The sequence below is a fragment of the uncultured Novosphingobium sp. genome, from assembly GCF_964277725.1.
In the GTDB taxonomy this organism is placed as follows: domain Bacteria; phylum Pseudomonadota; class Alphaproteobacteria; order Sphingomonadales; family Sphingomonadaceae; genus Novosphingobium; species Novosphingobium fluoreni.
Window position 1 is genome coordinate 1 of sequence record NZ_CAXYKL010000208.1, and the last position, 7011, is coordinate 7011.

General features: G+C 63.2%; 3 protein-coding genes and 1 pseudogene. 2 read left to right on the forward strand and 2 right to left on the reverse strand.

Annotated features, from left to right (window positions below):
- A pseudogene (locus tag ACHWRX_RS11870) lies at nt 1–2590 on the reverse strand (hypothetical protein); the annotation flags it as partial.
- Nucleotides 2590–4806: a BamA/TamA family outer membrane protein gene (locus ACHWRX_RS11875; protein ID WP_394659369.1), complete on the reverse strand. Its 2217-nt coding sequence runs from the start codon at nt 4804–4806 to the stop codon at nt 2590–2592. The pseudogene ACHWRX_RS11870 and the gene ACHWRX_RS11875, both read right to left, overlap by 1 nt.
- A gap of 222 nt (nt 4807–5028) precedes the next feature.
- On the opposite strand from ACHWRX_RS11875, the gene ACHWRX_RS11880 reads away from it, so the two are divergent.
- Nucleotides 5029–6078 (forward strand): YihY/virulence factor BrkB family protein, encoded by a 1050-nt coding sequence (locus tag ACHWRX_RS11880; RefSeq protein WP_394659370.1) that lies wholly within the window; start codon nt 5029–5031, stop codon nt 6076–6078.
- Between the two features lie 86 nt (nt 6079–6164).
- Nucleotides 6165–7011 (forward strand): 3,4-dihydroxy-2-butanone-4-phosphate synthase (gene ribB / locus ACHWRX_RS11885; protein WP_394659371.1); only part of this gene is annotated, 847 nt, incomplete at its 3' end.

A 7011-nucleotide genomic window follows, 5' to 3' on the forward strand; every position in this document is an offset into this window, starting at 1 on the left:
CATCGCCGTACGTGCCTGCCAGCTTCACGTTGCCCCCGCCGAACGCGATATTGGTGGGCAGCAATTCGTATGAGCCATTCCGCGGGATGATCCGCGCAGGCGTGGTCGTCCGCAGATCCAGCCCGCGCACGCGGCCCGCCAGGGCGGCGCGCCACAGGTCCGGCTGCATTTCGGCGTTCGCACTGATGCGGAAGGGGACGCCGCTGGTCCCTTCGAGCAGCGCCTTGGCCTTGCCGCGCCCGTTCTGGTAATCGACGAGCACGCGAGCGGCGGCGATGTTCAGGCTGCCGAACTGCGTACCGGCCAGCTGTGCATCGGCGATCACCAGCGGCTGATCATACAGTACCGCGCGACCATCGATGATCGCAGAACCGATCGCAAGATTCGCCGGCCCCTGGAATACCGAGTCCTTCGCGCGAAGGTTGAAGACGACTTCCTGATACTTCCCTTGCGCCCCCAGCCGGATCAAACCGCCAAGGCCATTGCCATTCGCTGTCAATTGGCCGCTGAACGGCCCGCTCGGCGTCTGCACGATCCGGCCTGCGAAATCGACGCCCGATAGGTTTGCGCTGTTGACCTGGATCGCCAGCGCCCGTCCCATTTCCAGCGTCACGTCCGCGCGCAGCGGACCGTAGTCTGTGTCGCTGGTGAGATTGAGGTTATAGCCGCCTCGCACACCATCGATCCGCGCGTCGACATTGGCGAGCCCAATACCAAAGCCTGGCTTCTCGGCCGTTATATGGGCGTTCGGATCAGCCAGCGTACCGTCCACTCGCACGCCTACGCGACCATACCGGCGGGAGGTGCCATTGGCGTTCAGGACCAGCCGGCCCGTTTGCGTCGAGTACGCGCCGCTGCCGCCCACGACACGCAGGTCTGGCGCTTCCATGCGCAAGTTGGAGAATCGCGCCAGACCGTCCGACCCGTAGCTGACGCGCGAAGACGCCACGAAGTTACCGCCCAGGTATGACTTCAAACTGTCGTTCAACAGCCGGGTGGAGCGGGCGCGAACGGTCCCTTCCAGCGCGTAGCCATCGGCCTTGGCCTTCAAATCGACGTCGGTCGTGATGTCGAAGATGCCAACGCTTTCGATGCGATAGTCGTCGATCCGGCCATCGATCGCACCGGTGTAGAGGCCCTTGCTCATGTCCGCGAGCAGGATCAGCTTGGCGTCGATCCGGTCTGAGCGCAGGCGCATATTGTCGGATAGGATGCGCGGGCCATCGATCGCGATATCGCCGTTCAGACGCACGTTCGCCAAAGAGCCGCCCGCCACAGTGTCGAGCCCGGTGATACGCCGCGCGGTGGCACTGACTGGGATCATGATCCGCTCGGCATCGACCGTGGCCGCCCCCGTGGCCGCGAAACCTTCCAGCCCCATGTCGTTCATCACGATACGGCTGGCATTGATGGCGTACTGCACGCGCGGCGTGGCGAAAGCGCCGTTCAACGAAAGCGCCGCACGCAAGCCAGCACCGCTCAGATTCTCGGCCAGCGCGGATGGCTTGAGCAGCACGAAGTCGAGCTTGAGATCCTTGAACGAATTGTCCGACAAGTCGACGACGCCGTCGGGCGTCAGGGTGAAGGCATCGCTCCACACCCGGCCGCTGAGATTGGCGCGGCGATTGGCTAGGGCTGCGGTGAGATCGACATTGGTGATCGGCCCAAGCAGGTTGGCGGTCGGCCCGGAAACGAGGCGGGCAATACGGGTAGGACCGCGCACCGTGAAAGTGCCATCGCGGGCGGCGATACCCAGGCGGGCCAGTTCGCCACCGGCGAGGTCCGCGGCCAGTTGGCCGTTCCAGTTTGCCCACGTGCCCTTGCCGCCGATCTTTACCGCCAACGGCTCGGTGAAGCCCGCCAGCTTGGCGATCACACCGTCACGCGGGGCGTTCAGATCGACATTCAGATCGAGCTTGTTTTGAGCGGGCACGGCGTCAAGATCGATACGGAAGCGGTCGCCCCCGGCCATGCCCTGCCCGGCCACGGTGCCGCCCCGGGCGAAAATCTGCGCGCGTCCATCCGCGATGTGCGTGCGCCCGTCGATAGTGGCGACGCGCCGCGCGCCGGTGACCGGCTTTTCGATGACAAAGCTGCCCACCGCCAAGCGTCCGATGTCGATGTCGATATCCGGCAGCAGCGGTTCGTTCGGATCGGCAGGCGGAGTGGCGCGGAATTTGGGGGTACGGCGCAGGATCATGCGTTGCGCGATCGCGGAGCGCACATCGACGTGATTGCTCAGGTACGCAAAAGGCCGCCAGTCGACATCGATCTCTGGCGAGAACAGAAACTCGCCCTGCGGATCGCGCACTGAAAGGTTGCGCAAGGTCATCTTGCCGTAAAGCGAACCCTCGATCCGGCCGACCTGGATCTTCATCCCGTTCTGGAATTCCAGCGCGGCAATCTGATCGGCCACGAAGCGCCGGCCGGGGCTGGTGTTGAGGCCCAGCACGATCGCCACCGCCAGCAGGACAAGGCCGATCACGGCCGCCGCGATGGTCTTGGCGATGCGCAAGCCCCAGCGACGGCGAGGGCGCTCTACAACAGTGACGCTATCTGCCGGGGGCACGGTGTCGTCTTGATCAGCCATCAGAACGCTTGCCCGATAGAGACATAGATGTTGAGCCGCGATTCACCGGCGCGACGGCCCAGCGGCGTCGCCACGTCCACCCGCAAGGGGCCGAAATTAGTGTAGAAACGCCCGCCGATGCCCACGCCATACCGCAAGTCGGAGAACTTGGGCATGGTCGATTCGTAGGACTGGCCAGCATCGAGGAACGCCACTACGCCGTAATTGCCAAAGCGATAGCGTCCTTCGATCGCGCCTTCGTTAAGGCTGCGCCCACCGATGGGATCTCCGTTCGGATCGAGCGGCCCTAGGCGCTGATAGCCAAAGCCGCGGACCGAACCGCCACCACCGGAGTATAGCCGCCGCGAAGGTGCGATGTCCGATCGTGAAGCGCCCTGGATCGTGCCGAAACGAACCCGGCCGGCCAGCACGAAGCTGTCACCAAACGGATAGTACGCCGAGCCATCGATCCGCGCCCGAAGGTAGGGCGTGAACTTGCCCTGCAACGAGCCTTCCGGCTGGATGAGCGTGGTCAGGCGAAAGCCCTTAGTCGGGTTAAGCAGATCATCCGAAGTATCGAGCCCCAGCTGGCCATTGAGCGCGCCGATATAGAACGTCCGGCGGCGGCGTTCTCCGGCGGCGAAATCGTAGTCCCGCTCTGCCGTGCCCAGCAGTTCGACGCCGTAGGCATAGGTCAGGCGCTTCTGCCAGATCTGGGTGGAATCGTAGCTCACGCGCGCTGCCAGGCGGCCGGTGAAGGCATCGTAAGCATCGTATTTGGAATGCAGGCCTTCCAGCACGGTTTCGAAAGTCCGGTCGCGCTGGCCGGCATTGGCCCGGCGGAAAGTGACGCCTGCGCCCTGCTGCTGCGTTCCGGCAATGCCATGCACGATCAGCGCGCCTTCGGGCGGGAAGAGGTTGCGATGCGTCCACGTCCCCTGGATGGTCGCGCCCTCGCCCGCCGCGTAACCGGCGCTTCCCGCGATGGTGCGCGGCGGCCCGGCGTCCTGCTTGACGAGCATGGTCACGTATTCCGTGCTGTCCGGCGCGGGTTCTCCACTGCGCTGCGGCTCGGCGGAGACGGTCGAGAACAGGCCGGTCGCCACCAGCGCCTTGCGCAGATCGTCAACCTTGCGGCTGTCGTACAACTCGCCCCGCTTGAAGCGCGCCAGCGTGGCAACATGCCGCACGTCGAACGCAAGCTCCCCTTCCGTAGCGAAACCGCCAAACCGCGCGCGCGGCCCGACGGTGACCGGCAGCGTGTAATCGCCCTGCCCCACGTCCTGGTCCAGCAGGATATCCCGCTCACCAACCTTGGCGAAGGGATAGCCGTTTTCCGGAAGGGCGATAGCAACCTGGGCCTCTGCCCCCTGCACCCGCTCGGCAACGATCGGCTCACCCACCTTCAGCGCCAGGTTGTTGGCGATCAGATCGGGCGGCACCGTGGAATCGGAAACCACCTTGATCTGCGAGAATGTGTAGCGCTTACCAGGTTGCACATCGATGACTGCATTCAACGGCAACCCACTGGGTCCATCCGATCGATCCACCCGCGAACGGACTTGCGGGTCGTACCAGCCTTCGGACGCCAGGATGGTCTTGATCAACTCGCTATCTTCACGAAGGCGAGCCGAGGCCATGGCGATATTGGCCGCCTTGCCGTTCCCGTTTTCGAGCGCGGATAGGCCCTTGAACTGACTTTTCAGACTCACGTCGGTTTGCTTGTCTGCCTGGTCCAGCCCGTTGAGGCGCACGACGTAAGTGACGCGGGCGTCCTCGTCGCTCGTCTCGTCCTTTTCCGCGAACTGGACTGGCGTCACTTCGAATTGGTTGAGGGATGGCAGGGCCGCGGTCAATTCCGCATCGCTGATCGGGGCGTCGCCGATCTCTTCCACGGGATCCCTGTCAGCCAAAACCGGATCGTTGGCGGGCGGCGTCTGGCCTTCTGTGGGCTTTGCCCCGCTCTGTTTCGCAGCCAAGCGACGTTCAAAGCTCTCGATCGATTCCAGCGGCTGATCGAGGGCGGGATCGTTCGTGTTGTCCAGTGCCGGGATGGCGGCGTTGAACTCGGCATCGGGGATGATCTGTTCCACTTGCGGAAGAGCGGTTCCGGCAGGTGGCGGCGGAACGGGGACCGTGCCCGCGCGCAAGGCGTCATCGGATGACGGAACGGTAGCGACCGGCGCACTCGATCCCGACGCCGGATCGCCGGACGTGGTAGAGACTTGCCGTGCCATCGCGCCAGGGCACGAGAAGGCTGCCGCAAAACAAGTAAGTGCAACACCGGAAAGGCGAATGTTCTTCCGCAAGCGCGGGGAACCTTGCTCGCGCCCGACGATTTGCTGTCGCATAGCGTGTGGAATTGTCACCCCCCATTCATGGACGCGGCCTCCACCAGCGGCGCCAGCGGCTTAATAGCATGAAAAGACCCAAAGTTCCATGATGCAGGAGGAAACTAAGTGAGCGACGGTACGGTTGATGCGGGTGGGCACCCCGGCTCGGACGCACTCTCTCCCTGGTCGATGCCACGCAAGGCCTGGATACAAGTTATCAAGCGGGTCTACGTCATGATAGGTTTTCATGAGGTTGGCCTTCTGGCGGCGGGCCTGGCCTTCTTCGTGTTTCTGGCGCTGACGCCACTGATCGCGGCGACCGTCATGATCTATGGCCTGGTCGGCGATACCGCCGGCGTGCAGATGCAGATGGCCCGCATCGTCGAGGTCGTCCCGGGAGAGGTCGCTAAGCTAATCCAGGATCAGTTGCTCCAGATCGTGAATACCAGCACCGGAGTCACCGGCTTCGCGCTGGTCATCGCATTGTTCTTCGCCGTCTACGGCGGGATGCGCGCCGCCAGCGGGATGATCAGCGCCCTGAACATCATCAACGACGAACATGAGACGCGCAGCTTCCTCAAGCTGACCTTGCGCGCCGCCGGGCTTACGCTGGCCGCGGTATTTATCGCCCTTACGGGCCTGATCTCGGGCGGCCTGTTTGCCTGGTTGCAAACGCAGACCAGCGTGTTTCTGGGCGGCGCCACGGAGTTCCTTTTCAAGCTGGTCACCTGGGCTGCTGCGCTGGCACTGGGAACCGCCGGCTTTGCCTTGATCATGCGATACGGCCCGGACCGACGGCCGGCAAAGTGGCGGTGGCTGACGCCCGGCTCGATCCTTGCTACTTTGCTGTGGCTGATGATCTCCTTCGGCTTCTCGCTATATGTCGCATATATCAGCGATTATAACGCCACTTACGGTTCCTTGTCCGCCATCGTTGTGTTCCTGATGTGGCTGTTCCTGTCGGCCTATGGCGTATTGCTGGGAGCCGTTCTGAACGCGGAGATAGAGCGGCAGACGTTGATCGACACTACCGTCGGGCCTGCTCGTCCTGCCGGAGAACGCGGCGCGGTCCTTGCCGATCAGGTCGATAGCAGCATCCCCAATCGCGATGTTCTCGAAACGCGAAAGCGCCTTCAGGCAGAACGCACGCGCCAAAAGGCAGACGTCGCCCAATAGGTCCGTCACATCACTTTCGGCACTATTGCTTTCAATGTGAGGTGATAGTACCGCCCTCACATCAAGATGTGATGCAAGGGTGTGAAATGGCTTCCGATCTGATAGAAAAAGTCCGCAAGCTGGTAACTGACGGGGGCATGAGTCGGTCTGGCCTGGCGCGCGCCGCCGGTCTTCACGCCAACACCCTGCGCGATGTAACGGAGCCGGAGTGGAACCCCACGGCGGAAACGCTCAACAAACTGGAGCGCGTCCTGTTCTCCAACGACGATCGGCAGATGCTGGTGCCCATCGAAGAGATCATCGATGAAGCGCGCAACGGCCGCATGTTCATCCTCGTCGACGATGAGGACCGCGAGAACGAGGGCGACCTGGTGATCCCCGCCCAGATGGCGACACCCGGCGCGATCAACTTCATGGCGACGCACGGCCGGGGCCTGATCTGTCTTTCCCTCACGTCGGAACGCTGCGATCTGCTGGGTCTGGAAGCGATGAGCTCGAAGAACGGCACGCGCCACGAAACCGCCTTTACCGTCTCGATCGAGGCCCGCGAAGGTGTGACGACTGGCATTTCCGCGGGAGACCGTGCGCGGACCATCAGCGTCGCGATCGATGGCTCAAAGGGCCGCGACGATATCGTGACGCCTGGTCACGTCTTCCCCTTGCGCGCCCGTCCGGGCGGTGTTCTGGTTCGCGCCGGCCATACCGAAGCTGCGGTGGATATATCACGCCTCGCCGGCCTCAATCCCTCGGGCGTGATCTGCGAGATTATGCGCGACGACGGCACGATGGCGCGCATGGACGATCTTATGGGATTTGCCCGGATGCATGATCTCAAGATCGGCACGATCCGCGACCTGATCGCCTATCGCCGTCGCCATGATCGCATGATCGAGAAGAAATCGGATTTCACCTTCGAGAGCAAGTATGGCGGCC

Bases quoted from the DNA above. Each gene is read 5' to 3' on its own strand.
- ACHWRX_RS11875 (WP_394659369.1), bottom strand. From the start codon at position 4,806: ATGGCACGGCAAGTCTCTACCACGTCCGGCGATCCGGCGTCGGGATCG.